Consider the following 23,930-nt stretch of genomic DNA (forward strand, 5'->3'; position numbering starts at 1 on the left):
GTGAAGTTGTTTGCATCATTTGTTAAACTTTCTTGTAAAAAATAGTAATTTTTTGGGAAATACACATGATTTTTTGGGTGTAAAAAGGTATAATTCACCGTTAATTAATTTTTATCTGACGCAAAAACACTTAAAACCTTCTTGATAAAGTGTGTGCGTCTTGTCTGTTGTTTTGCTTAATTTTTTTTGGAAAAGCTAGCCATGAATTTGTTTGGATTTTTATCAACCAATATTGCCATTGATCTTGGCACGGCAAACACGCTGATTTATACTCCTGGTAAAGGGGTAGTGCTTGATGAGCCAACAGTCGTTGCTTTGCGTGCTAATCGTACTCAAAACCCCACTATTGCGGCGGTAGGTATTGATGCCAAACAAATGCTTGGTCGCACCCCTGATAATATCATGGCAATTCGCCCATTAAAAGATGGTGTGATAGCTGATTTTGAAGTTACCCAAAAAATGCTCAAACATTTTATCACCAAGGTTAAGGCGCGCCGTTTTTTGGCAAACCCAAATGTCGTGGTTTGTGTGCCTTGTAAATCAACTTTGGTTGAGCGTCGTGCCATTGAAGAGGCAGTGCGTTCGGCAGGAGCGAACAGTGTGCATATCCTAGAAGAGCCGATGGCGGCTGCGATTGGGGCAGGTTTGCCTGTGCATGAAGCGAGTGGCTCTATGGTGGTGGACATCGGTGGCGGTACCACCGAGATTGCGGTGATTGCCTTATCTGGCTGTGTGTACGCTGACTCTATCACCGTAGGTGGTGATAAATTTGATGATGCAATCATTCATCATGTCAAAAAAGTGCACGGCTGTTTCATTGGCGAGACAACCGCTGAGCGTATTAAGGTGGAGGTGGGTACAGCAATCTTTGATGAAAATGAAAATTTGGAGGTTGAGGTGCGTGGGCGTAGTATGGCAGAAGGCGTGCCAAAAACCTTCACGGTCAATTCTAAAGAAATTCAAGCGGCACTTGCTGAGCCACTGTCTGCGATTGTATCAAGTGTTAAAGAGACTCTTGAGCAGACACCGCCAGAGCTTTCATCAGACATTGCTGAAAGTGGCATCATGCTGACAGGTGGCGGTGCTTTACTTCGCAATCTTGATAAATTATTATCTAAAGAAACTGGACTACCTGTAACGGTGGCTGATGATCCGTTGACTTGTGTGTCTCGTGGGGGTGGTAAGGCATTGGAATTTATTCATGACAAGTCGTTGAATATGATTTTTGTGTAATGATGTGTGATTGCACGATATGATTTTTATTGAATGAATTGTTTATAAGATGCTTTAAATAAAAAAATAAGAAATAAAAAACAGGTAATTTAATTAAAATCATTGATTGGATAAAAATCTGATTAAGCGGTGTGAACTCACCGCTTTTTGCTTTATAAAGTGAAAATGATGCTTTTGGTCTGATTTGATAAGCTGGGTTGGTAGAATTATGTTGCTGAGTATTTTTTCCCAAAAACCGCTATTTGTACGCACGACATTTGCTTTTTTGGTTCTTGCACTGATTTTGATGTTGCTTGACAGTCAAAAACCAGAATGGTTCCAATCGTTGCGTAGTGCCAGCCATGCTTCCATGCAACCGATTTATCAGATGTCTCTCATGCCATCTTTTGTTGCTCATTATACAGATGGTGCCTTTCAAAGCAAAGAATCGTTACGCCGTGAAAACATTCGCTTGCAAACGGAATTGTTGCAAGCCAAAGTGCAATTGCAGCAACAAGATTATCTCATTGCTCAAAATGCTCGGCTAAAAGGCATTTTGTCCACCACAGAGTCTGCCAAACACGATTTGCTGCTTGCTCAGGTGATTGGTACGGATTCTAACCCGCTAAAACAAATCGTCGTTCTTAATAAAGGTGCAAATGATGGCGTAAAAATTGGGCAAACGGTGATTGATGAAAATGGCATTTTAGGACAGGTGATTAACACTTACCCAAACACATCTCGTCTTGTCTTGATTACAGATGAGCAGCAGTCGGTGGCTGTGGTCATAGCGCGTACAGGTCAGCGTGCTGTGGTTTCTGGCAGTGGTCGACCTGATGGTCTGAATTTAAACTACATATTTAAGACTTCCGATGTACAGGTGGGCGATGAGTTGATTTCGTCAGGTCTTGGCGATCGATTACCAGCAGGCTATCATGTGGGGCGAATTGTGAATATTGATACGACACGCACAGATGATTTTTCTGATATTAAGGTTGTGCCTGCGGCTAATATTATAAACAGTGGTTATGTGCTGATTTTAAAACCAAAACATTCTTAGGGCTTGGCATGAATTCAATGTTGTTTTTGCTACTTGGCATCGTTTCAAGTTTTGTTGTGGCATCAGCGATGAATGTCTACCCACTTTCTTTCATGCTTGCCAATTTTCGTCCGATGTTTTTGGTGCTTGTGCTGGTATTTTGGTTAATGTATCGGCCGACCATCATGCGTGTTTGGGTTGTGTTTTTAATTGGGCTTGTGTCTGATTTGTTATTAGATACGCATTTGGGTCATCAAGCGTTTTGTGCGGTATTGATGAGCTTTGGCTTGCGAGTGCTATTGATTTATATCAAAGAGTTGACCTTAAAAAATGCGTGGTTGTGTGCAAGCATTGCCCTGATTACTTATCGACTCTTACTGGGGATTTTGGAGTCCTTTGGGCATGGTTTTGTTTGGGCACAGCTTGGTTCGCTTTTGATGAGTATTTTGGTGTTTCCATTATTTTGGTATCCTTTGTATTGGATTAATGGACAACTCAAAGAGCGTGCTTGGTAGGTCATTGCATAAAATTCTTATGACCATATGATTAAGTAAAACTTAAACAACCAATCAATTCAACCATTAAATCGGTAAACATTCATGCGAATTATTTTGGTATCAACATCACCACGCAGGCAGCAGCTCTTAAATGGGGTGGGTCTGAATTTTACAACAATGGCGGCCAACATTGATGAAACTTGGCAAGACAACGAATGTGCACAAGCGTATATTGTACGCATGGTAAAAACGAAGGCCAAAAAGGCGTGCCAAGAGATAAATGACAAGGCTTTAGTCATTACCGCTGATACAATAGGCGTGCTTGATGATGGACAAGTGCTGACCAAGCCCAAAGATCGTGGCGATGCTTTTGCCATGTGGGATAAATTGTCTGACAGCACGCATGAGGTTTGGACAGCCGTGTGTGCCAGTGTGGTGGATGCTGGTGAAATTATTTGCCAAGAGTGGATTGTTTGTCGCACACAAATAAGTTTTGTTGAGCTGACCGATGAAATGAAGCAACGCTACTGGGATACAGGTGAACCAATTGATAAAGCAGGAGCGTATGCCATACAAGGTGGTGCCATGGCATGGGTACGCACAATGAATGGCAGTTATACTAATGTGGTAGGTTTGCCAGTTGCTCAGACTCTAGAATTGATTGAGCGTATTTGTGGTCGGTTGGTTAATTAAAATGGCAGAGGGGATTTTAATCAGTCGTACTTTTGGACAAGTTCGCACCGCACTTGTTGCAGACGGTGTGGTGCGAGAAATTTTTTGTGAGCAAGCTGATGATGCAGGACTGGTGGGCAACATCTATCTTGGTAAAGTGGTTCGTATTATATCGCAGATGCAGGTGGCTTTTGTGGATATTGGTCAATCGCAAATGGGATTTTTGCACATTGATGATATCCATCATGTCAAGCACGCCAAGACCGACCAGCCTAAAATCACACAATGCATTCATCAAGGTGAGCGTCTGCTTGTACAAGTTACCAAAGATGAAACGCATACTAAGGGTGCTAGGTTGACAACGGGTATCGCCTTGTCTTCAATGCACCTTGTGTATCGTCCTTATGACGAACAACAAGTACAAGTATCATCTCGGTTGGCACAAGATGAAAAAAAGCGTCTGCGTCATGCCCTGCAAGCCTTTGTTGAAAATAACGATTTGACAGGCAGTGTCATTGTCCGTACCAATGCCGAGGCTGTTGATTTGGCGGTTCTTCAAATGCAGACAGTTCAATTAAAGAGTCGGTGGCAACAGATAACCCAAAAATCCAGCCAAGCAAAACTCAGCAGGGCTGAGCATATGCTCATAGAGGCAGAATTACCTTTGGCGTTACGCAATTTAAGAGAATGGGTGAGTAAGCGTACAGAATGGATTGTAACCGATGACGGTAAGCTTTACGAATCAGTATTGGCATATACCCAAAATATGCTCAATGACACCGCATCGATTAAGGTAGATTTTTATCAAGCTAGAACACCGCTTTTTGAGGCTCATGGCATAGAGTTTCAGTTGCAAGAGGCACTAAAAAGACAGATAAAATTACCATCAGGAGCGTATCTTGTATTTGATAAGACAGAAGCCTTAGCAACCATTGATGTGAATACAGGTGCATTTACTGGTAAGCATTGCGAACAAATATCAATTTATCAGACCAATATAGAAGCGGTGAATGAGATTGCTAGACAGATTCGCTTACGCAATTTGGGCGGTATGATCGTCATTGATTTTATTGATATGAAAGATAAAAAACATCAAGATGCTGTACTTACTGCGTTAAAATCTGCCATCAAAACTGACCGTGCTAAGGTATATGTAGCAGGCATGAATGAGCTTGGGCTGGTAACACTGACTCGCCATCGTACGCATGACAGCTTGTTGCAACAGTTATGTGAGCCCTGCCAAGTCTGTGATGGTAGTGGATATATCAAGCGTGTTGACACGGTGGCTTTTGAGATTATTCGCAAGTTATTAGCCAAAATTGGTACACATTCAGAGTTTGGTGTTGTGGCAAATCCTTTAGTCGTTGAGTATTTGCAAACCAAAGAACAGCAGACCGTGCACGACCTTGAGCGACTGATGGGCAAAACCATCTATTTGCGTGCAGATTCAGACTATCATTTGACACAGCACGACATCGTTTATTGTTAATTGCCTAGCTGATTTGCATATTTGTTTTTGATATGTTGTGTCAAAATGATAAAAAGTTGGTGCTCACAACAATCAAATTGTCTGTCAAATCATCTGTAATAACATGTAGCTTTCACAAAAAACTCTTGTATTTATCCAAAATTAGTGTATAATACGAGTTCATTATATTTTAGCGTTGTGCTTTTTAATCCGCTCTGTCGTGATTGAAAAGAATGAATTTGATAAAAATTATTCTCTACAAATGTGATAGAGAACTTAAAAAAGACAACGCCACAGCCAAAGCATCGTTTTTGGCACTATAACAACACCCCTGCTGTCAGAATATTTTTGCATGACGGGCAGGGATTGGATTTTTTTTGCCAAAAGCAATGCTCTTGGCAAAAGATTTATGAAACGGTATGGCTGAAATCATCTTTATGATGACGGAAGTTTTATAAAGCACTTAATTTAGGAGCTTGTTGGCATGGCTAACCAGAGAATCCGTATCCGACTAAAATCTTTCGACCATCGTCTGATTGACCAGTCGGCACAAGAGATTGTCGATACTGCAAAGCGTACAGGCGCACAAGTTTGTGGTCCTGTTCCCTTGCCGACTCGTATTGAGCGGTTCAACGTATTGACATCACCACACGTCAACAAAGACGCTCGTGACCAGTATGAAATTCGCACTCACAAACGCATGATTGACATCGTTCAGCCTACTGATAAAACAGTAGACGCACTGATGAAACTAGATTTGGCGGCTGGTGTTGATGTTCAAATCGCCTTAGGCTAATTGAACGGTACTGGTTTAATATTAAACTATTATTAAAGTAAGAGGTCTAAAATGGCGATTGGTTTAGTCGGTATTAAGCGTGGTATGACCCGAATCTTTACTGAAGCAGGTGCATCTATCCCTGTAACAGTAGTTGAGGTTGACGCAAACCGCATTTCGCAAATCAAAACAGTAGACACCGATGGCTATAACGCAATTCAAATCACCACAGGTGAGCGTCGCGATAGTCGTGTCAATGCTGCTCAAAAAGGACACTTCGCAAAAGCTGGCGTTGCTGCTGGTCGTGGTGTTTGGGAATTCCGTGCAGACGAAAGCGAATTAGAAGGTCGTGAAGTTGGCGCAGACATTTTGTTAGATTTATTTGAAGTTGGTCAGTTAGTTGATGTTACTGGTCAATCTAAGGGTAAAGGCTTTCAAGGTGGTGTTAAACGCCATAACTTCCGTACTCAAGACGCAACTCACGGTAACTCTGTATCGCATCGTGTACTTGGTTCTACTGGTCAAAACCAGACACCAGGTAAAGTATTTAAGGGCAAAAAGATGCCTGGTCAAATGGGTAACAAGCGTGTTACCGTTCAAGGCCTTGAAATCATGTCTATCGATGCTGAAAAAGGTGTACTAGTCATCAAGGGTGCACTTCCAGGTGCTAATGGTGGCGATGTTATCGTACGTCCGTCAGTTAAAGCCTAGTAAAGGGGATTAATGTGAATTTAAAAACTGTTACAGGTGCGGCGGTTGAACTATCAGAGACTACTTTTGGTCGTGAGTTCAATGAAGCCTTGGTACACCAAGTAGTAACTGCTTACCTAGCTGGCGCTCGTCAAGGTACTCGTGCACAAAAAACTCGTGGCGAAGTATCAGGCGGCGGTAAAAAGCCGTGGCGTCAAAAGGGTACTGGTCGTGCTCGTGCTGGTTCTATCCGTAGCCCAATTTGGGTTGGTGGTGGTCGTGCATTTGCAGCAAAACCACAAGACTGGTCTCAAAAAGTAAACCGCAAAATGTATCGTGGTGCGATGCAGTGCATTTTAGCCGAATTAGTACGCCAAGAGCGTTTGGTATTGGTCGATGACATCACTGTTGATACACCAAAAACCAAAGGTTTGATTGCTAAATTGGCAGAACTAAATGCACCTCGTGCGTTGATTGTTACTCACGAAGTTGATGAGAACTTGTATTTAGCTGCTCGCAACATTCCACATGTTAATGTTTTGGGTACTCGTGAAGTTGATCCAGTAAGCTTGGTTTCTTTTGACAAAGTTATCATGACAGTTGAAGCTGCCAAACAATTTGAGGAGACACTAGCATGAGTAATGCAAGATTATATCAAGTGTTAAAGGCCCCAGTATTCTCTGAAAAATCTCAGCGTCTGGGCGATAGTCTTGGTGTTCAAGTTTTCAAAGTTAACAGCAATGCTACCAAGCGTGACATCAAACAAGCTGTTGAACTAATGTTTGAAGGTGTTGAAGTTGTTAAAGTAAATACTTTGAACACCAAAGGCAAAACCAAGCGTTTTGGTCGTGTCGTTGGCAAACGTTCTGATGTCAAAAAAGCGTATGTTACCTTAAAAGCAGGTTCAGACGTACAAATCGGTGCTGGTGAAAAAGTCACTAGTGAAACAGCGGCTAACGAATAAGGATTAATATCATGCCTATCGTAAAAGCAAAACCTACATCACCAGGTCGCCGCTTTGTTGAAAAAGTAGTGCATCCACACCTTTATAAAGGTCGTCCCTATGCACCGCTTGTTGAATCAAAAGCAAAAACTGGTGGCCGTAACAACAACGGCCGTATCACCACTCGTCATATTGGCGGTGGTCATAAGCAGCACTATCGTCTGATTGACTTTAAGAGAAATAAAGACGGTATCGTTGCAACTGTTGAACGCATTGAGTACGATCCTAACCGTACCGCACATATTGCACTGCTTAAATATGCAGATGGTGAGCGTCGTTACATCATTGCACCTAAAAAATTGGCTGTAGGCGATCAGGTTCAGTCTGGTGAGGGTTCTCCAATCCGTCCAGGCAACTGTTTGCCACTTAAAAATATCCCAGTGGGTACTGTTATTCATAATATTGAACTAAAAATCGGTAAGGGTGCTCAAATTGCTCGCTCTGCTGGTGCGGCAGTTCAATTATTAGGTAGAGATGGTGCTTATGTGATCGTTCGTTTGCGCTCTGGCGAAACTCGCCGTATTCATGCAAATTGCCGTGCGGTTATTGGTGAAGTTTCTAATACTGAAAATAACCTTAAATCGCTTGGTAAAGCAGGTGCAGCGCGTTGGCGTGGTGTTCGTCCTACTGTTCGTGGTACTGCGATGAACCCGATTGATCACCCACACGGTGGTGGTGAAGGACGCAACTTTGGTAAACACCCAACCAGTCCTTGGGGTCAGAAAGCTAAGGGTCTTAAAACCCGTTCTAATAAGCGTACTGACAATATGATTATCCGTCGCCGTCGTGCCAAGAAATAAGGAATAATTTAATGCCTCGTTCATTGAAAAAAGGTCCATTTATCGATGCGCACTTGTTTGCCAAGGTTGAGAACGCTCTTGAAACAAACAATCGTAAACCAATTAAGACTTGGTCTCGTCGCTCGATGATTCTACCACAAATGGTAGGTCTAACTATCTCAGTTCACAATGGCCGCACTCATGTGCCAGTTATTGTAAGTGAGCAAATGGTTGGTCATAAACTTGGTGAATTCGCTCCGACCCGTTCATATCGTGGTCATGGCGTTGATAAAAAATCTAAGAGATAAGGTGCTGCCATGGAAGTAACTGCAAAATTACGTGGTGCCGCAATTTCGGCACAAAAAGTAAGATTGGTTGCGGACGAAGTTCGTGGTAAGCCAATTGAGCGCGCTTTGGACATCTTGACTTTTAGCAATAAAAAAGGTGCTAAGTTAGTTAAGAAATGCCTACAATCAGCAATTGCTAACGCTGAACATAATAATGGTCTAGACATCGATACTTTGCGTGTTTCTACCATCTATGTTGATGAAGGTATTACTTTGAAGCGTATTATGCCCCGTGCTAAGGGTCGTGCTGACCGTATCAGCAAGCGTACCTGTCACATCACTGTTAAAGTAGGAGCATAATCATGGGTCAAAAAGTTCATCCAATTGGTATTCGCTTAGGCGTTATCAAAAAGCACAATGCAAACTGGTATGCAAGCCCAAAGCAATATTCAGAATATCTATTAAATGACTTTAAAGTGCGTGATTTTTTACGCAATAAGTTAAAAGAAGCAATGGTGAGTAACATCAGCATTGAGCGTCCTACTGGTGCAGCTAAAATTACCATCCATTCGGCTCGTCCTGGTGTCATTATTGGTAAGCAAGGTGCTGATATTGAAGCTCTTCAAAAAGAACTTACCAAGATCATGGGTGTTCCAGCACAAGTGAACATTCAGGAGATTACTCAGCCTGACTTAGATGCTCGTCTGGTAGCTGTTGGTATTGCCAGTCAGTTGGAACGCCGTGTTATGTTCCGTCGTGCGATGAAGCGTGCTGTACAAAATAGTATGCGTTCAGGTGCTCAGGGTATTAAAGTTGAGTTATCTGGTCGTCTAGGTGGTGCAGAGATTGCTCGTACTGAATGGTATCGTGAAGGTCGTGTACCTCTACATACTCTTCGTGCTGATATTGATTATGCAGAAGTTCGTGCAGAGACCACTTATGGTACTATCGGTGTCAAGGTTTGGATTTTCCGTGGTGAAGTCCTAGACGGCATGAACAGTGTTTATAACCCAGTGGTTGAAGAGAAAGCTCGTGCGCCTAAGCGTCGTGGCCGTACCAACAACCGTCGTAATTCAGACAAGGGGTAAGCTATGTTGCAACCAAAACGTACCAAATTCCGCAAAATGCACAAAGGCCGTAATACTGGTCTTGCCCAGCGTGGCAACACCGTTGCATTTGGCGAAATTGGTCTAAAATCTATCGGTCGTGGTCGTATGACTGCTCGTCAAATTGAAGCGGCTCGTCGTACCATCACTCGTCGCATTAAGCGTGGCGGTAAAATTTGGATTCGTGTATTCCCAGATAAACCAATCACCGAAAAACCTTTAGAAGTTCGTATGGGTAAAGGTAAAGGTCCTGTAGAGTACTGGGTAGCTGAAATTAAGCCAGGCAAAATGCTTTATGAAATTCAAGGTGTTAGCGAAGAATTAGCTCGTGAAGCCCTAACTTTGGCATCGGCGAAGCTACCTTTCAAAACGACTATTGTTAAACGGACGGTTATGTAATGAAAACCAACGAATTGCGCGAAAAATCAGTAGAAGAGTTGGCTCAATTGCTTGACGAAAAGCAGCTTGATGCATTCCGTCTGCGTATGGCAAAAGCTACGGGTCAGCTAGGCAATACCTGCGAAGTTAAAGCAAATCGTCGTACGATTGCAAAAATTTTAACTTTGATTAACGAAAAACAAAGAGGCGACGCATGAGCGAGAACACCCAAACTCAAGAAGTTGGCGTTGTAACTGGTAAAGTTGTCAGCAACAAAATGGACAAGTCTATCACTGTCCTAGTTGAACGCCAAATTCGCCACCCAATGTATGGTAAACAAGTTCGCCGTTCTACCAAGCTAAAAGCTCACGACGAGAACAATGTTTGTCAAGAAGGCGATATCGTTCGTATCAAAGAAACTCGACCTATCTCCAAGACTAAGACTTGGACTTTGGTAGATGTGATTGAAACAGCGGTAAAAATTTAAGTTATTTGCATTAGAAGTCATTTGCTAGTATAATGTACATCTTTTTAGGTGTTCATCTGTTAAATATATGCAAATACTGCATATATTTAACAACGAATGGCTTTTATTGCTTTATTTATTATGGAGTAATGCGATGATTCAGACTGAAACAATGCTGGAAGTTGCAGATAACAGTGGTGCTCGCCGTGTACAGTGCATTAAGGTACTAGGTGGTTCGCATCGTCGTTACGCATCAGTTGGTGATATTATCAAGGTAACGGTTAAAGAAGCCATTCCTCGTGGTCGTGTTAAAAAAGGCGACGTGATGAATGCGGTTGTTGTACGCACCAAAAAAGGCGTGCGTCGTCCAGATGGTTCTGTACTACGTTTTGATGACAATGCGGCAGTTATTTTAAACAATAACAAAGCTCCAATTGCAACTCGTATTTTTGGACCTGTTACCCGTGAACTACGTGGTGAGCAATTCATGAAAATTGTTTCACTAGCACCAGAAGTACTGTAACCTTTTTTAGAGGCATCCTATGGCAAAGTTACGCAAAGGCGATACCGTGGTTGTGATTGCTGGCAAAGATAAAGGCAAGCAAGGCACAATTTTGGCGGTTAAAGCAGACCGTGTAAAAGTTGAAGGCATTAACATTGTGACCAAACACCAAAAACCTAACCAAGCGTTAGGCAAAGAAGGTGGCATCGTTAAGCAAGAAGCATTTTTACATATTTCAAATGTTGCGATATTCAACGCAGCAACCCAAAAGGCAGATCGTATTGCTTACCAACTGAACGAAGATGGCAAAAAAGAACGCATCTATCGTTCAAATGGTGAAGTAGTGGCGACTGCATAAGAGACTAAGGGTATAGTAATGGCAAGATTAAAATCTTTATACAATGACCAGCTAAAGCAAAAAATCAAAGATGAGCTTGGTTTGGAAAATGTAATGCAGGTGCCAAAAATCACTAAAATCACTCTGAATATGGGTGTTGGTGGTGCAGCACAAGATAAAAAATTATTAGAAGGTGCACTGGCTGATATGACTGTAATCGCAGGTCAAAAGCCAGTTGTGACTAAAGCACGAAAATCAGTTGCTGGCTTTAAAATTCGTGAGGAATGGCCAATTGGTTGCAAAGTTACTCTTCGCGGAGAACAAATGTACGAATTCCTTGATCGTTTGATTGCCATTGCAATTCCGCGTATCCGTGACTTCCGTGGTTTTTCAGCAAAAGCATTTGATGGTCGTGGTAACTACTCATTGGGCATCAAAGAGCAAATCGTTTTCCCAGAAGTTGACTTTGATAAAATCGACCGTATCCGTGGTTTGGATATTACCATTACCACAACTGCTACTAACGATGAGCAAGGTCGTGCATTGTTAAAAGCATTCGGCTTCCCATTTAGATAAGGTAAACGTTATGGCTAAAAAAAGCATGATTAATCGCGAATTAAAACGCGAAAAAGCAGTTGCTAAGTACGCCGAAAAGCGTGCTAAATTAAAAGCAGTAATCAGCGACATTAATGCGAGTGATGAAGAGCGTTTAGATGCAATGCTAGCTCTGCAATCATTGCCACGCAATTCTTCTCCAGTGCGCCTACGCAACCGCTGTGGTCTAACTGGTCGTCCGCATGGTTATTTTCGTAAATTTGGTTTATCACGCAATAAATTGCGTGAGCGTGTAATGCAAGGTGATGTACCTGGCGTTCGTAAAGCAAGCTGGTAAGGAGTATCGCAATGAGTATGCAAGATCCTGTTGCTGATATGCTAACCCGCATCCGCAACGCACAATCAAGAAACAAGCCATCTGTAACAATGCCTGCTTCCAAGCTGCGTAAATCTATCGCTGATCTACTGGTTGCCGAAGGTTATTTGGCAAATGCAGAAGTGAATGACATTGAAAATGGCAAAAAAGTTCTAACTATTGAACTAAAATACTACCAAGGTAAGGGTGTTATCGACACTTTAAAACGATACAGCCGCCCTGGTCTTCGTCAATACCGTGGTAAAGATGAGCTGCCAAGTGTCCAAAAAGGCTTGGGTATTGCTATCATTTCTACCAGTAAAGGTATCATGAGTGATCGTGCAGCGCGTGCTGCAGGTATTGGTGGAGAGGTAATTGCATTGGTTGCTTAATAATTAGCACTGATAAAATTACATTAAAAAAGATAAAATCCTTGGTTTACGCCAAGGATTTTATCTGTTATAATAGAGTGCTTTTTTAAACAACTTATTTTAAGTTTGGGAATTGTTAAAGACTGCTCATTCTTTAAAGTTTTTTAAAAAATCTGTTATTTCGTTGCCGTCGTCTCGATGGTTTTTGTTATCATTAAAGGAAAAATCCTATGTCTCGTGTGGCTAAAGCCCCTGTAACGCTGCCAGCTGGTACTAGCGTTACTTTGAACGGTCAGCAGGTTGAAGTCAAGGGCAAGAATGGTTCTTTGTCTTTGCGCCTGCATGATTTGGTCGAGCTAAAACAAGAAGATGGCGTTGTTACGCTTTCTCCTGTCGCTGACACCAAAGAAGCGTGGATGCACACTGGTACAGTGCGTGCATTATTAAATAATATGGTTCAAGGCGTAAGCAATGGCTTTGAGCGTCGCTTGCAATTGATTGGTGTTGGTTATCGTGCTCAGGTTGCAGGTAATAAAGTAAACCTTAACTTAGGCTTCTCTCATCCAATTGAATACACGCTACCTGAAGGTGTGACTGCTGAAAGCCCAAGCCAAACTGAAATCGTTCTAAAATCAAGCGATAAACAGAAATTGGGTCAAGCAGCGGCTAAAATTCGTAGTTTCCGTCCGCCAGAGCCTTATAAAGGCAAGGGTGTTCGTTATAGCGATGAAGTGGTTCTTCGTAAAGAAGCTAAGAAAAAATAAGTAAGGTGAGCAAAAATGTTCGATAAAAAATCAGCTCGTCTTCGTCGAGCTAAAAAAACCCGTGCACATATTCGTCACTTAGGTGTAAACCGCCTAACTGTAACTCGCACTCCACGCCATATCTATGCGCAAATTATTTCACCAACTGGCGGTGTTGTTGTTGCTCAAGCTTCGACGCTTGATTCAACCCTTCGTTCTGGTGCGACAGGCAATGTTGAAGCGGCAAAAGCGGTTGGTGCATTAATTGCAGAGCGTGCAAAAGCAGCTGGTGTTACTAAAGTTGCTTTTGATCGCAGTGGTTTTAAATATCATGGCCGTGTTAAAGCCTTGGCTGACGCTGCTCGTGAAAATGGATTGGAGTTCTAATCATGGCAAAAATTGAACAAACTGACGGTTTGGTAGAAAAATTAGTTGCCGTTGACCGTGTAGCAAAAGTTGTTAAAGGTGGTCGTATCTTTTCTTTCACTGCTTTGACAGTAGTTGGCGATGGTAATGGTCGTGTTGGCTTTGGTCGTGGTAAGGCTCGTGAAGTACCTGCTGCCATTCAAAAGGCTCTTGAAGCTGCTAAGCGTAATATGATTACTGTTGAGCTTGCGGGCACAACTTTACAACACCCAATTAATGCTCGTCATGGTGCATCAAAGGTTTATATGCAACCTGCATCAGAAGGTACTGGTGTTATTGCTGGCGGTGCAATGCGTGCTGTTCTTGAAGTTGCTGGTGTACAGAATGTATTGGCGAAATGCTATGGTTCAACCAATGCAGCCAATGTGGTACAAGCTACTTTCAAAGGTCTTCGTGATATGGTTTCACCAGAACAAGTTGCTGCTAAGCGTGGCAAATCTGTTGAAGAAATTTTGGGTTAAGAAGTAGGTAAGTTACGATGAAAACAATTAAAGTTACTCAAATAAAATCGAGTAGCCATCGCTTAGCAAGCCACAAAGCTTGCCTAAAAGGTTTGGGGCTGCGTCGCATTGGTCATACTGTTGAAGTTGAAGATACCCCTTCGGTTCGAGGTATGGTAAATCGTGTAAATTACATGGTTAAAGTGGAGGAAGCGTAATGGGTCTTCGTTTAAATGAGCTGGCACCTGCATTGGGGTCAAAAAAGACTGCTCAACGCCGTGGTCGTGGTATCGGTTCTGGTCTTGGTAAGACTGGTGGTCGTGGTGTTAAGGGTCAAACCTCTCGTTCTGGTTCAAGTATTCCAGCGGGTTTTGAAGGTGGTCAAATGCCTATCTATCGCCGTTTGCCAAAATTTGGTTTTACCAGCCAAATGGCCTTGACGACTGCTGAGGTTCGCCTTTCTGAACTCAATAAGATTGAAGGCGATGTGGTTAGTATTGAAACATTGAAATTGGCCAATATCATCCGTGGCGACATGAAGCGTGCTCGTATTATTTTATCTGGTGAAATTAATCGTGCTTTGAGTTTTAAAGGCGTTAAAGTTACCAAAGGTGCAAAAATAGCTATTGAAGCTGCTGGCGGTAGTGTCGAGGAGTAATATCGTGTCAAAGCAATCAGCGTCCAAGTCTAGCATTCCACTAAATCCATTTGTATTTATTCGTAAATATGATGAGTTGTGGAATCGTATGTTGTTTTTAATTGGTGCGTTGATTGTTTACCGTCTGGGTTCGCACATACCTGTACCAGGCATGGATCCAATTCGTTTGGCTGAGTTTTTTAAAGCTGGGGAAAATACCTTTTTAGGTATGTTTAATATGTTTTCTGGCGGCTCATTAGAGCGAATGTCAATCATGGCACTTGGTATCATGCCTTATATCTCTGCATCAATTGTGGTACAAATGATGTCTGTGGTTGTTCCTTCTTTGGAAGCATTAAAAAAAGAAGGTGAATCAGGGCGTAGAACACTGAATAAGTACACTCGTCAAGGTACACTGGCGTTATCTTTTGTGCAAGCGGTAGGTATGTCCGCGGGTCTAATTTCTCAAAACTTAACTTTATCAACAGGTTTGAGTTTTTACATTCCGGCGGTTACTTCACTGGTAGCAGGTTCGATGTTCTTGATGTGGCTTGGTGAACAAATTACCGAGCGTGGCATAGGTAATGGCATTTCAATGTTGATTCTTGCTAGTATTGTGGCGAGTGCACCAACAATGATTGCAGATATACTTGTTAGTGGTAGTAGTAGCAAAGAGCTTTTGACCATGTTGGTATTTGTTGTTTTGGGTATTGCGGTAACGGCAGCAATTGTTTTTATTGAAAGAGCGCAGCGTCGAGTTCCTGTGAATTATGCACAAAAACAATATGAAGGTCGTAAGGTATATGCACAACAGCAATCACATTTGCCATTAAAAATCAATATGGCTGGAGTGATTCCTGCTATCTTTGCCAGTTCATTGCTGATGTTGCCTGCCAGCTTAGGGCATTTTACGACAGCTACCGAAAACCCAACGCTTTTCCAGAGCATTATCCAGAATATTTCTTTGGTCTTGCACCCAGGTGAGCCATTATACCTGTTGGTATTTGGTGCAATGGTTATCTTTTTTTGCTATTTTTATACGGCATTAATGTTTAATCCTAAAGAAGTAGCAGAAAACCTAAAGCGTAGTGGAGCATATATACCTGGTATTCGGCCTGGACAACAAACAAAACGCTATTTAGACTTTGTTTTAAATCGCCTAACCTTTATTGGTGCGATGTATATGGCAATCATATGTTTGATGCCAATGGTCGTGCAATCATCTTTTGGCAAAGCCATTCCATTGGGTGGTACTTCATTGTTGATTATGGTGGTTGTTTTGATGGACTTTATCGCACAGATTCAAGCACATTTGATGAGTCATCAGTATTATGACCAAACTTTAATTAAATCGCCAAACTGATAGGCGTATTTGTAGGAGCATGACATGAAAGTTCAAGCATCAGTTAAAAAGATTTGTGGTAGTTGTAAAATTGTTCGCCGTAAAGGCAAGGTTTTGGTTATCTGTAGTTCAGAACCACGCCACAAACAACGCCAAGGTTAATTTTTACAAATTAACACTTGCAAAATAGTAGCGGATAATGTATTATCCGCTACTTGCCATGCTGTTGTTATTCAACAGTAGAGTAAACTTAGCAAATGCAAAAGCATTTGTGACAATGGAGAGAAATCAATGGCTCGTATTGCCGGTGTAAACATTCCGGACAACAAACACGCAGTGATTTCACTAACTTACATTTTTGGTATCGGTCGTACTACCGCTAAGCAAATTCTTGCTGCGGTTGGTATCAACGAAACTACCAAAATTGGCCAGTTGGATGATACACAGCTAGATGCTGTCCGTGCAGAAGTTGCAAATTACGCTACCGAAGGTGACCTTCGTCGCGAAATTTCAATGAATATTAAGCGTCTAACCGATCTAGGTTGCTACCGTGGTCTTCGCCATCGTCGTGGTTTACCTGTTAATGGTCAGCGCACAAAAACTAACGCGCGTACCCGTAAAGGTCCACGCAAAGCAATTAAAAAGTAACTAATTTAGGAAGCTAAAAGATGGCAAAAGACACTCGTAGTCGCAAAAAAGTGGCTCGTCGCTCGGTATCTGAAGGTATCGCCCATATTCATGCGTCTTTTAATAACACCATTGTAACCATTACCGATCGTCAGGGTAATGCATTGGCTTGGGCCACCTCAGGTGGACAAGGCTTCCGTGGTTCACGCAAATCAACACCTTTCGCCGCACAGGTTGCTGCTGAAGTTGCTGGCAAAGCAGCTCAGGAATCTTATGGCGTTAAAAATGTTGATGTTTTGGTTAAAGGTCCAGGACCAGGTCGTGAGTCTGCGGTTCGTGCATTAGGTGCATTGGGTTATAAAATTAATAGCATCAGCGATGTCACCCCAATTCCACACAACGGTTGCCGCCCACCTAAGAAGCGCCGCGTTTAAGGAGAAAGACACATGGCCCGTTATATTGGTCCAAAATTAAAATTGTCACGTCGTGAAGGTACTGACCTGCAACTAAAATCAGGTGTAAAACCTTATGATGTGAAAACAAAAAAAGCAACTCGTGCTCCTGGTCAGCATGGCAATAGTCAGAATAAAACTTCTGAATATGCATCACAGCTTCGTGAAAAACAAAAAGTTAAACGCATGTATGGTGTGTTAGAGCGTCAGTTCTCTAACTATTACAAAGAAGCTGCCCGTATGCGTGGTGCAACTGGTGAAAACCTACTTGGTATGTTAGAGCGTCGTCTTGATAATGTGGTTTATCGCATGGGATTTGGTGCGACGCGCGCAGAAGCTCGTCAATTGGTTAGCCATCGTGCAATTTTGCTTAAAAAAGCTGGTCGTGATGAGTTTATTCGTGTGAATATTCCTTCAATCCAGGTGCAAGATGGTGATGTGATTGCTATTCATGAAAAATCAAAAGAGCAGCTTCGTATCAAAAATGCCATTGAGCTTGCGACGCAGCGTGGTATTCCAGAATGGCTAGAAGTTGATCACAGTAAACTTCAAGGTACTTTTAAAACTGCACCAGAACGCAGTGAGCTACCTGCTGAAATCAACGAAAGCTTGATTGTTGAGCTATATTCTAAATAATCCGAACTAAATCGAGGTGACACTATGACAAATGCAACTGAGTTTCTAACACCTAGTGCCATTCATGTGGATGTGGTTAATGAAACAACTGCTAAGGTCACGCTCGAGCCGTTAGAAAGGGGCTTTGGGCATACGCTAGGCAACGCCCTTCGTCGAATTCTACTTTCTTCATTGTCGGGTGCTGCAGTCATTGAAGCGGAAATTGAAGGTGTGGATCATGAGTATTCAACACTTGAAGGTTTGCAAGAAGATGTACTTGATTTGCTTTTAAACCTAAAAGGTTTGGCAATCATACTACATGATCAAAATGAAGCATATTTGACTTTGGATAAACAAGGTGCGGGTATTGTAACAGCTGCAGATCTTGAATTGCCGCACAATGTTGAGATTGCCAATCCTGATTTGGTACTTGGTACACTAAGTGAGCGAGGCCATCTCAAAATGCGTTTGCGTGTGGTTACAGGTCGTGGTTATGAACCTGCTAACCAGCGTCGTGAAGACCCTAACTCGAAGGCGATTGGTCACTTGAAGCTTGATGCAAGTTTCAGCCCAATTTTGCGAGTGGCTTACGATGTTGAGAATGCCCGTGTTGAGCAGCGTACCGATCTTGATAAGTTGATTATTGAGCTTGAAACTAATGGTACAATCGATCCTGAAGAAGCAATTCGAAAAGCAGCAACCATTTTGCAACATCAAATCGCAATATTTGTTGATTTGGAAGCTGAGGAAGTGGTTGAGCCTGTTAAAGAGAAAGAAGAAATTGACCCTGTGCTATTACGCCCAGTGGATGATTTAGAACTAACGGTTCGCTCAGCAAACTGCTTAAAAGCTGAAAACATTTATTATATTGGCGATTTGGTACAGCGTTCAGAAACTGAACTACTAAAAACACCAAATCTTGGTAAGAAATCATTGACAGAAATCAAAGATGTGCTTGCATCTAAAGGTTTAGAGCTTGGTATGCGTCTAGAAACTTGGCCACCAAGTGATCTGCGTGTTGATGATAGATTTTCTTATCGCAGCCGTTAATTTAAAGGATACTGACCATGCGACATCGTAATAGTGGCGTTAAGCTGGGTCGCACCAGCAGCCATCGTAAGGCAATGTTCCAGAACATGACTAACTCTCTGTTTGAACATGAGCTTATTAAGACTACTTTGGTTAAGGCAAAAGAGCTGCGTCGTGTAGCTGAGCCTCTAATCACTTTATCAAAAGAAGATAGTGTTGCTAATCGCCGTTTGGCATTTAGCCGTACTCGTAACAAGGAAATCGTTGGTAAATTATTCAACGAGTTAGGTCCTCGTTATAAGGCTCGCCCAGGTGGTTATCTGCGCATCATTAAGTGCGGTTATCGCGATGGCGATAATGCACCGATGGCATATGTTGAATTGGTTGATCGCCCATAATTAAGATTGCCATTCAAATAAAAAATCCCAGTTTTTTGCTGGGGTTTTTTATTTGCTAATACTGATGAAAATGTATTTTGATTTTTTTCTCAAAGTAAAAAGGTGGAGTTGCGTTATTCTGATAAAATGTAAAAAATCTACCGATAATTTATTGATATAAGGCTTATTGTACTTAAGCTTAAAACAATCAGGTTAAATCTGTCATATATAAATAAACCAACCAATTGTGATAACTTTTGTCGTGATGAAAGCTGAACCGTTGTGAGTTGCTTGCTTTAAATCCTAAATTTAAATCAGATTGATGATTTGTGGTTGTTGAACATCAATCGTCTCGGTATTTACCAATATATCAATCTGCTTTTCCAACATCTCTTCTATCTCATCGGGTGTATTGACGGCAATGGATTCTTGGTTGAGCTCGTGAATTATCAATGGTGCATTAACTGCATCAAGTAGGGCGGTAACTGGCGGATAATCGGTAATTTGTATGCCAATGATTTTATCTTTTGTCAGCAAATACTTGGGAGTTTGTTTGGTACTGTTTAAAACGAAGCAAGTGGTAGATGGTATTTGGTTTTTGATGTGGCGAAATTGTTCATTATTAATTTGAGCATAATTGGCAGCATCACTGATGCCTGAACATAATAGTGTGTGGTGGTCTTTGGCGGCAATTTGCTTAATGCGTGTGATGTGATCAAGACTGTTTTTGGCGTGAATGTGTGTTAATAATGCGTAGCCTGTTTGTGTTGGGTAAGCAATGATCTCTCCGTTTTCTAGAGCGTTGGCGATTTGTTTTAATAGTCTTGGTTGTGGATTTTTTGGGTGTAAGTACATGGTTTGCATGGTTTACCCTTGATGTTTTATTTGAAAATTTTGGCAAATGTATAAAAATACCCAAATCAATCGGCGTGCATCTTTTGGTAAGGTGTGTGGATTGCTTAAGTATTTGATAGCTTGGTGATATACATCGCTATCAAAAGTGCTTTTACTGGTATCAAAATCAGCATTTAAATTATCCTGAGAAACATAAAAAAATCGCCCACACGCTTGGTTGAGTAAACATTCTATGGCTTGTGGTTTGATTTCTACTTGTTCAAAAATCGCTTGTTTATTCGCATCTCGTCCGTCCGATTCGTACCAATAACCAAAATCATTTAATGTTCGTCTGTGTTTGCCAGCAATACACCAATGGCTGATTTCGTGTAGACAACTGGCAAAAAATCCATGTGCAAATTCAATGCGAGCGGGCTCATCACTATCGGCAGGAAAGTACTCAGGCTCAGTACCGCCACGCACAAGTATGGTTGGCATGATATGAGTGTCTGGTTGATTGAATAGCTGATTAAAAAGTGCCATCAGCCAATCAGTCATTTCCTGATCATTATTTTGGTCAATGTTTTGCCAAGTGAGTTGATAATTTTGCCAATCTTGTTCATCAAAACTTTGTGTCAGCTGAGCAATATCGTTTTTAATGTCTTGATCATTAAATAAAATATGCCAGTATTCAAAAATCTCATCACGAACAGAAGAGTTGTTTTTTGTTGGGTGGGGTGATAAATCGTAGAAATTGATGGCATTCATGGTTGTGCTTATTGGTCATAATTTGCAAGATTGATGATTTTATTGTTCCTACAAATTGCAAATCAAGATATTCAAAAAAATTTTCGTGAAAATTATCAAAATTTATGAAATAATACCACGATTTATGATATTGATAAAGGAAAGTTTGAATGAATCGGACAAACAACCATGCTGAATGTGTTGGTAAGCATATGCCAAAAGATGACGCTGTGCCAGTGAGTGCAATGCCAAAAAATATCATGTTGGATAAATGGGCGGATATTGGTTTTGCGTGGTCGGGTGAGGTGCCTGTGTCGAGTTTTGAGCGTTTGTCCGAACAGGTTGAGATTGAAAGTGGTGATCAAATAATTAAGGTGCAGGTTGCACTCAAAAAAACCAATGGGATTTTGTGGCTTGGTTTTGATGTGATGGGGCAGCTGATGGTATCGTGTCAGCGTTGTCTTGAGCCGATGGCGGTTGATGTAACAGGGGAATATCGTCTGGCTGTTTTGTTTGATGAGACGCTGATTGAACAACTTCAAGATGCAGAATACATCTTGGTTAGTGAATTGAATGCGGGTAAAATGTTGCCTATTAAGGATTTGCTTGAAGATGAGCTTTTGTTGATATTGCCATTATCGTTGCATCATGATGATTGTGATATGCCAATTGAAATGACAAAAAATGGCAATGATGATGAAAGCAGGGAAAATCCTTTTTTGGTATTGGCGTCTTTAAAGAGTGATTTGAACTAAAATGATCAAAAAAATGCAAAATTTAAAAAGTTTTTGTGATTTTTTTGCGATTTCACTTTGAAAATTATGAAATTTTTCTGTATAATACGACATTCATTGTGTTTGCCAAAGATGCCAAAGTAAAAGGTGCTGTGCTTTGGGCTGCGTTTTGTGGTTTTATCTTAGGTGTACAAACAGTTTTAAGTTAAATATGATTTAAGTATAGTTTTGGTGATTTAGTTATTAAATTGCCTTAAATGTATCGAATTTTAGGAGCTATCATGGCAGTTCAACAAAACCGCAAAAGCCGTTCACGCCGTGACATGCGTCGTTCACACGATCGCATCACTGTGAATGCGTTGAGTATTGACTCTACTACTGGTGAAAAACACATTCGCCACCATGCAACCAAAGATGGTTTTTATCGTGGTCGCCAGCTTTTCAAGGTAAGCCAAGAAAGCTAATTGCTATTTACCATCTTATAAATATAAGTCAAGCTGTATTGTTCAAATGCACTTGGCTTTATTTTTTTGCCTTATACAGGTTAAAAAAATATGGGTTGAAAACGCCAGCAGCCTTCAAAATTAGTAAACAAGCATTTACTTTTGTGCTAAAATAAAAAAGTGCGTTTTTACGCAAATCAAAGCACGGTTTAAAAAATATAAAATGGGTAGTTTATGACAGAAAATAATGCTACAAAACGAGTGGCGGTGGTTTTTCCTGGTCAAGGCTCACAAGCGGTTGGCATGATGAACGAACTGGCCGAAAGCTTTGCGGTGGTTAAACAAACTTTTGACGAAGCGAGTGCGGCTCTTGGTTTTGACCTTTGGGAGGTTACCCAAGACGATAGCCGTCTGCATCAAACTCAATATACTCAACCTGCATTGGTGGCAGCCAGCATAGCCATTTGGCGTATCATTTTGGATAAACTGGTGGCTCAAAATATTAAACTGGTATGTTTGGCAGGGCATTCCTTGGGGGAATACAGTGCTCTTGTCGCCAGTGGCGTGCTGAGTTTGTCTGATGCGGTAAAATTGGTGCATGAGCGTGGCAGATACATGACCGATGCTGTGGCAGGCATTGATGTACAAATGGCGGCCGTACTTGGTTTGGAAGATGAGCAAGTGCTGAGTTTGTGCGAGGATACAACAGCAAGCGTTGGGATTGTTGATGCAGCAAACTTTAATAGTCCTGGTCAGGTGGTGGTTGCAGGCACCGAAGTTGGTGTGGCTCATGTTCTGTCTGCGGTAGAAAATTTGGGTAAAAAAGCTGTACCGCTCAAGGTGTCCGTACCATCACATTGTGCTTTGATGAATGGTGCAACGGATAAGTTGGCAAGATTGCTGAATGAAACGACTTTTTGTCCTGCAAAAATCCCTGTAATCCAAAACCGTCATGCCCAAGTGCATGAGAGTATTGATGACATCAAGATGGCGTTGATTGAACAGCTGTCAATGCCTGTGCAATGGGCAAAAACCATGCAAAAACTAGCCGATAAGCACATTGATATTGTGATTGAATGCGGACCAGGTAATGTGTTGTCAAATCTGGCAAAACGCCAAGCAGAACCCATCGTTACCTTACCGACCGATAAATTGGTACGCCTTGAAAAATTGGAGAATCTGATATGAGTAGAAAAATTGTTCTGGTAACGGGTGCATCTCGTGGCATTGGTCGTGCGATTGCTCAGCGTTTTGCAGATGAAGGGCATTTTGTCATCGGTACAGCAACCAGTGAAAAGGGTGTGGAGGCTATTGAAGAATATTTGGGCGAATCTAATGGCATTGGTCGTGTACTTGATGTGTGCGATGAAGAAGTGATTGATAAGCTGTTTGAAGAGATTGATAGCGTCTATGGTGGTGTGAATGTGCTTGTAAATAATGCAGGCATTACCAAAGATGGTTTGTTAATGCGTATGAAAAACGAAGACTGGGCGGGTGTGATAGATGCCAATCTGACTTCCATCTACCGAACCTCTCGTCGCGCCATTCGCAGTATGATGAAGGCACGCTCTGGTCGTATCATTAACATCACATCGGTGGTTGGTCAAATGGGCAATGCAGGTCAGACTAACTATGCAGCATCTAAGGCGGGGGTAGAAGGGTTTACTCGTGCCTTGGCTCGTGAGATTGGCTCTCGTGGTGTAACGGTGAACTGTGTTGCTCCTGGTTTTGTAGAAACTGATATGACCGAAGAGCTTGATGAGCGTTTGATTAACTCAATGCTAGATGCGGTACCGCTTGGGCGTATGGCACAGCCAGAAGAGATTGCGGCAGCTGTGGTGTTTTTGGCCAGCGACGATGCCAGCTATATCACAGGTGAGGTGTTGGCGGTCAATGGCGGTATGCATATGTGATTGTTGGGTTGGTACACAAGGAGTGAAGAGTGCTGATGGGTCAATCACTTTATTGCCATTTCATCATTTGTTGAAATTG

38 protein-coding genes and 1 pseudogene are annotated in these 23,930 nt (G+C 41.8%); 37 read left to right on the forward strand and 2 right to left on the reverse strand.

The annotated features are described in order from the left end of the window. Positions 1–201: 201 nt before the first annotated feature. The 33 genes and pseudogenes from R0123_RS06415 to rplQ all read left to right on the forward strand — a co-directional run bounded on the left by R0123_RS06415 (position 202) and on the right by rplQ (position 19,201). Positions 202–1,233 (forward strand): rod shape-determining protein, encoded by a 1,032-nt coding sequence (locus tag R0123_RS06415; protein ID WP_323843492.1) that lies wholly within the window; start codon positions 202–204, stop codon positions 1,231–1,233. Positions 1,234–1,441: 208 nt separating this feature from the next. Next, entirely contained in the window at positions 1,442–2,272 is an 831-nt protein-coding gene (gene mreC, locus R0123_RS06420; protein ID WP_323843493.1) for a rod shape-determining protein MreC, read from the forward strand. 8 nt (positions 2,273–2,280) lie between these two features. Beyond that, complete coding sequence (gene mreD / locus R0123_RS06425; RefSeq protein ID WP_323841936.1) at positions 2,281–2,766, forward strand: rod shape-determining protein MreD; 486 nt, start codon at positions 2,281–2,283, stop codon at positions 2,764–2,766. Positions 2,767–2,850: 84 nt separating this feature from the next. After that, positions 2,851–3,441 carry a Maf family protein gene (locus R0123_RS06430; protein ID WP_323843494.1) on the forward strand — a complete coding sequence of 197 codons (591 nt, stop codon included), beginning with the start codon at positions 2,851–2,853 and terminating at the stop codon, positions 3,439–3,441. Then, complete coding sequence (locus R0123_RS06435) at positions 3,422–4,909, forward strand: Rne/Rng family ribonuclease (protein ID WP_323843495.1); 1,488 nt, start codon at positions 3,422–3,424, stop codon at positions 4,907–4,909. The genes R0123_RS06430 and R0123_RS06435 overlap by 20 nt, the downstream gene beginning before the upstream one ends. A 463-nt stretch (positions 4,910–5,372) precedes the next feature. Beyond that, positions 5,373–5,684, forward strand: coding sequence for a 30S ribosomal protein S10 (gene rpsJ, locus R0123_RS06440; RefSeq protein ID WP_003656991.1), 312 nt, complete (start codon positions 5,373–5,375; stop codon positions 5,682–5,684). 51 nt (positions 5,685–5,735) lie between these two features. Continuing rightward, positions 5,736–6,374 (forward strand): 50S ribosomal protein L3, encoded by a 639-nt coding sequence (gene rplC, locus R0123_RS06445; protein WP_323843496.1) that lies wholly within the window; start codon positions 5,736–5,738, stop codon positions 6,372–6,374. 14 nt (positions 6,375–6,388) lie between these two features. After that, positions 6,389–6,991, forward strand: a complete 603-nt coding sequence (rplD, locus tag R0123_RS06450; RefSeq protein ID WP_323841940.1) for a 50S ribosomal protein L4 — start codon at positions 6,389–6,391, stop codon at positions 6,989–6,991. After that, positions 6,988–7,317 carry a 50S ribosomal protein L23 gene (gene rplW, locus R0123_RS06455; protein WP_323841941.1) on the forward strand — a complete coding sequence of 110 codons (330 nt, stop codon included), beginning with the start codon at positions 6,988–6,990 and terminating at the stop codon, positions 7,315–7,317. The genes rplD and rplW overlap by 4 nt, the downstream gene beginning before the upstream one ends. Before the next feature lie 11 nt (positions 7,318–7,328). Then, on the forward strand, positions 7,329–8,156 hold the full coding sequence (rplB, locus tag R0123_RS06460) for a 50S ribosomal protein L2 (RefSeq protein ID WP_323841942.1): 828 nt from the start codon (positions 7,329–7,331) through the stop codon (positions 8,154–8,156). An 11-nt stretch (positions 8,157–8,167) separates the two neighbouring features. After that, positions 8,168–8,443, forward strand: a complete 276-nt coding sequence (gene rpsS, locus R0123_RS06465) for a 30S ribosomal protein S19 (RefSeq protein WP_323841943.1) — start codon at positions 8,168–8,170, stop codon at positions 8,441–8,443. Between the two features lie 9 nt (positions 8,444–8,452). Then, on the forward strand, positions 8,453–8,782 hold the full coding sequence (gene rplV, locus R0123_RS06470) for a 50S ribosomal protein L22 (protein ID WP_036364312.1): 330 nt from the start codon (positions 8,453–8,455) through the stop codon (positions 8,780–8,782). Positions 8,783–8,784: 2 nt separating this feature from the next. Then, positions 8,785–9,616: pseudogene (gene rpsC / locus R0123_RS06475) on the forward strand (30S ribosomal protein S3). Beyond that, positions 9,514–9,927: a 50S ribosomal protein L16 gene (gene rplP, locus R0123_RS06480; protein WP_029102635.1), complete on the forward strand. Its 414-nt coding sequence runs from the start codon at positions 9,514–9,516 to the stop codon at positions 9,925–9,927. The pseudogene rpsC and the gene rplP overlap by 103 nt, the downstream one beginning before the upstream one ends. After that, complete coding sequence (rpmC, locus tag R0123_RS06485) at positions 9,927–10,124, forward strand: 50S ribosomal protein L29 (protein WP_323841944.1); 198 nt, start codon at positions 9,927–9,929, stop codon at positions 10,122–10,124. The genes rplP and rpmC overlap by 1 nt, the downstream gene beginning before the upstream one ends. Further along, positions 10,121–10,393, forward strand: coding sequence for a 30S ribosomal protein S17 (gene rpsQ / locus R0123_RS06490; protein ID WP_323841945.1), 273 nt, complete (start codon positions 10,121–10,123; stop codon positions 10,391–10,393). Before rpmC ends, rpsQ begins: the two co-directional genes overlap by 4 nt. 133 nt (positions 10,394–10,526) lie before the next feature. After that, complete coding sequence (gene rplN, locus R0123_RS06495) at positions 10,527–10,895, forward strand: 50S ribosomal protein L14 (RefSeq protein ID WP_029102638.1); 369 nt, start codon at positions 10,527–10,529, stop codon at positions 10,893–10,895. Positions 10,896–10,914: 19 nt separating this feature from the next. Then, positions 10,915–11,232: a 50S ribosomal protein L24 gene (gene rplX, locus R0123_RS06500; protein WP_323841946.1), complete on the forward strand. Its 318-nt coding sequence runs from the start codon at positions 10,915–10,917 to the stop codon at positions 11,230–11,232. Between the two features lie 18 nt (positions 11,233–11,250). Beyond that, positions 11,251–11,787, forward strand: coding sequence for a 50S ribosomal protein L5 (rplE, locus tag R0123_RS06505; protein ID WP_323841947.1), 537 nt, complete (start codon positions 11,251–11,253; stop codon positions 11,785–11,787). A 10-nt stretch (positions 11,788–11,797) separates the two neighbouring features. Further along, complete coding sequence (gene rpsN, locus R0123_RS06510) at positions 11,798–12,103, forward strand: 30S ribosomal protein S14 (protein ID WP_323841948.1); 306 nt, start codon at positions 11,798–11,800, stop codon at positions 12,101–12,103. An 11-nt stretch (positions 12,104–12,114) separates the two neighbouring features. Further along, the gene (gene rpsH / locus R0123_RS06515; RefSeq protein WP_323841949.1) at positions 12,115–12,513 is read left to right on the forward strand and encodes a 30S ribosomal protein S8; all 399 of its coding nucleotides are present in this window, start codon (positions 12,115–12,117) and stop codon (positions 12,511–12,513) included. A gap of 209 nt (positions 12,514–12,722) precedes the next feature. Further along, on the forward strand, positions 12,723–13,256 hold the full coding sequence (gene rplF / locus R0123_RS06520; protein ID WP_323841950.1) for a 50S ribosomal protein L6: 534 nt from the start codon (positions 12,723–12,725) through the stop codon (positions 13,254–13,256). 15 nt (positions 13,257–13,271) lie between these two features. Next, on the forward strand, positions 13,272–13,622 hold the full coding sequence (gene rplR / locus R0123_RS06525; RefSeq protein ID WP_323841951.1) for a 50S ribosomal protein L18: 351 nt from the start codon (positions 13,272–13,274) through the stop codon (positions 13,620–13,622). Positions 13,623–13,624: 2 nt separating this feature from the next. After that, entirely contained in the window at positions 13,625–14,122 is a 498-nt protein-coding gene (gene rpsE, locus R0123_RS06530) for a 30S ribosomal protein S5 (protein ID WP_323841952.1), read from the forward strand. Between the two features lie 17 nt (positions 14,123–14,139). Next, on the forward strand, positions 14,140–14,319 hold the full coding sequence (gene rpmD, locus R0123_RS06535) for a 50S ribosomal protein L30 (RefSeq protein WP_046698575.1): 180 nt from the start codon (positions 14,140–14,142) through the stop codon (positions 14,317–14,319). Next, entirely contained in the window at positions 14,319–14,759 is a 441-nt protein-coding gene (gene rplO / locus R0123_RS06540) for a 50S ribosomal protein L15 (RefSeq protein WP_323843497.1), read from the forward strand. The genes rpmD and rplO overlap by 1 nt, the downstream gene beginning before the upstream one ends. A gap of 4 nt (positions 14,760–14,763) precedes the next feature. After that, positions 14,764–16,101 carry a preprotein translocase subunit SecY gene (secY, locus tag R0123_RS06545; RefSeq protein ID WP_323843498.1) on the forward strand — a complete coding sequence of 446 codons (1,338 nt, stop codon included), beginning with the start codon at positions 14,764–14,766 and terminating at the stop codon, positions 16,099–16,101. A gap of 24 nt (positions 16,102–16,125) precedes the next feature. Beyond that, positions 16,126–16,242 carry a 50S ribosomal protein L36 gene (rpmJ, locus tag R0123_RS06550; protein ID WP_036364264.1) on the forward strand — a complete coding sequence of 39 codons (117 nt, stop codon included), beginning with the start codon at positions 16,126–16,128 and terminating at the stop codon, positions 16,240–16,242. A 129-nt stretch (positions 16,243–16,371) separates the two neighbouring features. After that, the gene (gene rpsM, locus R0123_RS06555; RefSeq protein ID WP_323841955.1) at positions 16,372–16,728 is read left to right on the forward strand and encodes a 30S ribosomal protein S13; all 357 of its coding nucleotides are present in this window, start codon (positions 16,372–16,374) and stop codon (positions 16,726–16,728) included. 20 nt (positions 16,729–16,748) lie between these two features. Beyond that, the gene (gene rpsK / locus R0123_RS06560) at positions 16,749–17,141 is read left to right on the forward strand and encodes a 30S ribosomal protein S11 (RefSeq protein WP_323841956.1); all 393 of its coding nucleotides are present in this window, start codon (positions 16,749–16,751) and stop codon (positions 17,139–17,141) included. 12 nt (positions 17,142–17,153) lie between these two features. Beyond that, positions 17,154–17,795 (forward strand): 30S ribosomal protein S4, encoded by a 642-nt coding sequence (gene rpsD / locus R0123_RS06565; RefSeq protein WP_323841957.1) that lies wholly within the window; start codon positions 17,154–17,156, stop codon positions 17,793–17,795. Between the two features lie 24 nt (positions 17,796–17,819). Continuing rightward, a complete protein-coding gene (locus R0123_RS06570) occupies positions 17,820–18,824 on the forward strand; it encodes a DNA-directed RNA polymerase subunit alpha (RefSeq protein WP_323841958.1) in 1,005 nt (334 codons plus the stop codon). 17 nt (positions 18,825–18,841) lie between these two features. Beyond that, entirely contained in the window at positions 18,842–19,201 is a 360-nt protein-coding gene (gene rplQ / locus R0123_RS06575) for a 50S ribosomal protein L17 (RefSeq protein ID WP_323841959.1), read from the forward strand. Between the two features lie 288 nt (positions 19,202–19,489). On the opposite strand, the gene R0123_RS06580 is transcribed toward rplQ, so the two are convergent. Continuing rightward, positions 19,490–20,044, reverse strand: a complete 555-nt coding sequence (locus R0123_RS06580; RefSeq protein WP_323843499.1) for a Sua5/YciO/YrdC/YwlC family protein — start codon at positions 20,042–20,044, stop codon at positions 19,490–19,492. 3 nt (positions 20,045–20,047) lie between these two features. Then, positions 20,048–20,782 (reverse strand): elongation factor P hydroxylase, encoded by a 735-nt coding sequence (locus R0123_RS06585; protein WP_323841961.1) that lies wholly within the window; start codon positions 20,780–20,782, stop codon positions 20,048–20,050. Positions 20,783–20,931: 149 nt separating this feature from the next. Here R0123_RS06585 and R0123_RS06590 point away from each other — a divergent pair, with 149 nt between their 5' ends. The 4 genes from R0123_RS06590 to fabG all read left to right on the forward strand — a co-directional run bounded on the left by R0123_RS06590 (position 20,932) and on the right by fabG (position 23,851). Next, positions 20,932–21,516, forward strand: a complete 585-nt coding sequence (locus R0123_RS06590) for a YceD family protein (protein ID WP_323843500.1) — start codon at positions 20,932–20,934, stop codon at positions 21,514–21,516. A 260-nt stretch (positions 21,517–21,776) separates the two neighbouring features. Continuing rightward, positions 21,777–21,959: a 50S ribosomal protein L32 gene (gene rpmF, locus R0123_RS06595; RefSeq protein WP_323841963.1), complete on the forward strand. Its 183-nt coding sequence runs from the start codon at positions 21,777–21,779 to the stop codon at positions 21,957–21,959. Positions 21,960–22,172: 213 nt separating this feature from the next. Next, positions 22,173–23,126 carry an ACP S-malonyltransferase gene (gene fabD, locus R0123_RS06600; RefSeq protein WP_323841964.1) on the forward strand — a complete coding sequence of 318 codons (954 nt, stop codon included), beginning with the start codon at positions 22,173–22,175 and terminating at the stop codon, positions 23,124–23,126. After that, positions 23,123–23,851 carry a 3-oxoacyl-ACP reductase FabG gene (gene fabG / locus R0123_RS06605; RefSeq protein ID WP_323841965.1) on the forward strand — a complete coding sequence of 243 codons (729 nt, stop codon included), beginning with the start codon at positions 23,123–23,125 and terminating at the stop codon, positions 23,849–23,851. The genes fabD and fabG overlap by 4 nt, the downstream gene beginning before the upstream one ends. Positions 23,852–23,930 lie beyond the last annotated feature (79 nt).

Source organism: Moraxella sp. Pampa (assembly GCF_035181385.1).
Taxonomy (GTDB): domain Bacteria; phylum Pseudomonadota; class Gammaproteobacteria; order Pseudomonadales; family Moraxellaceae; genus Moraxella.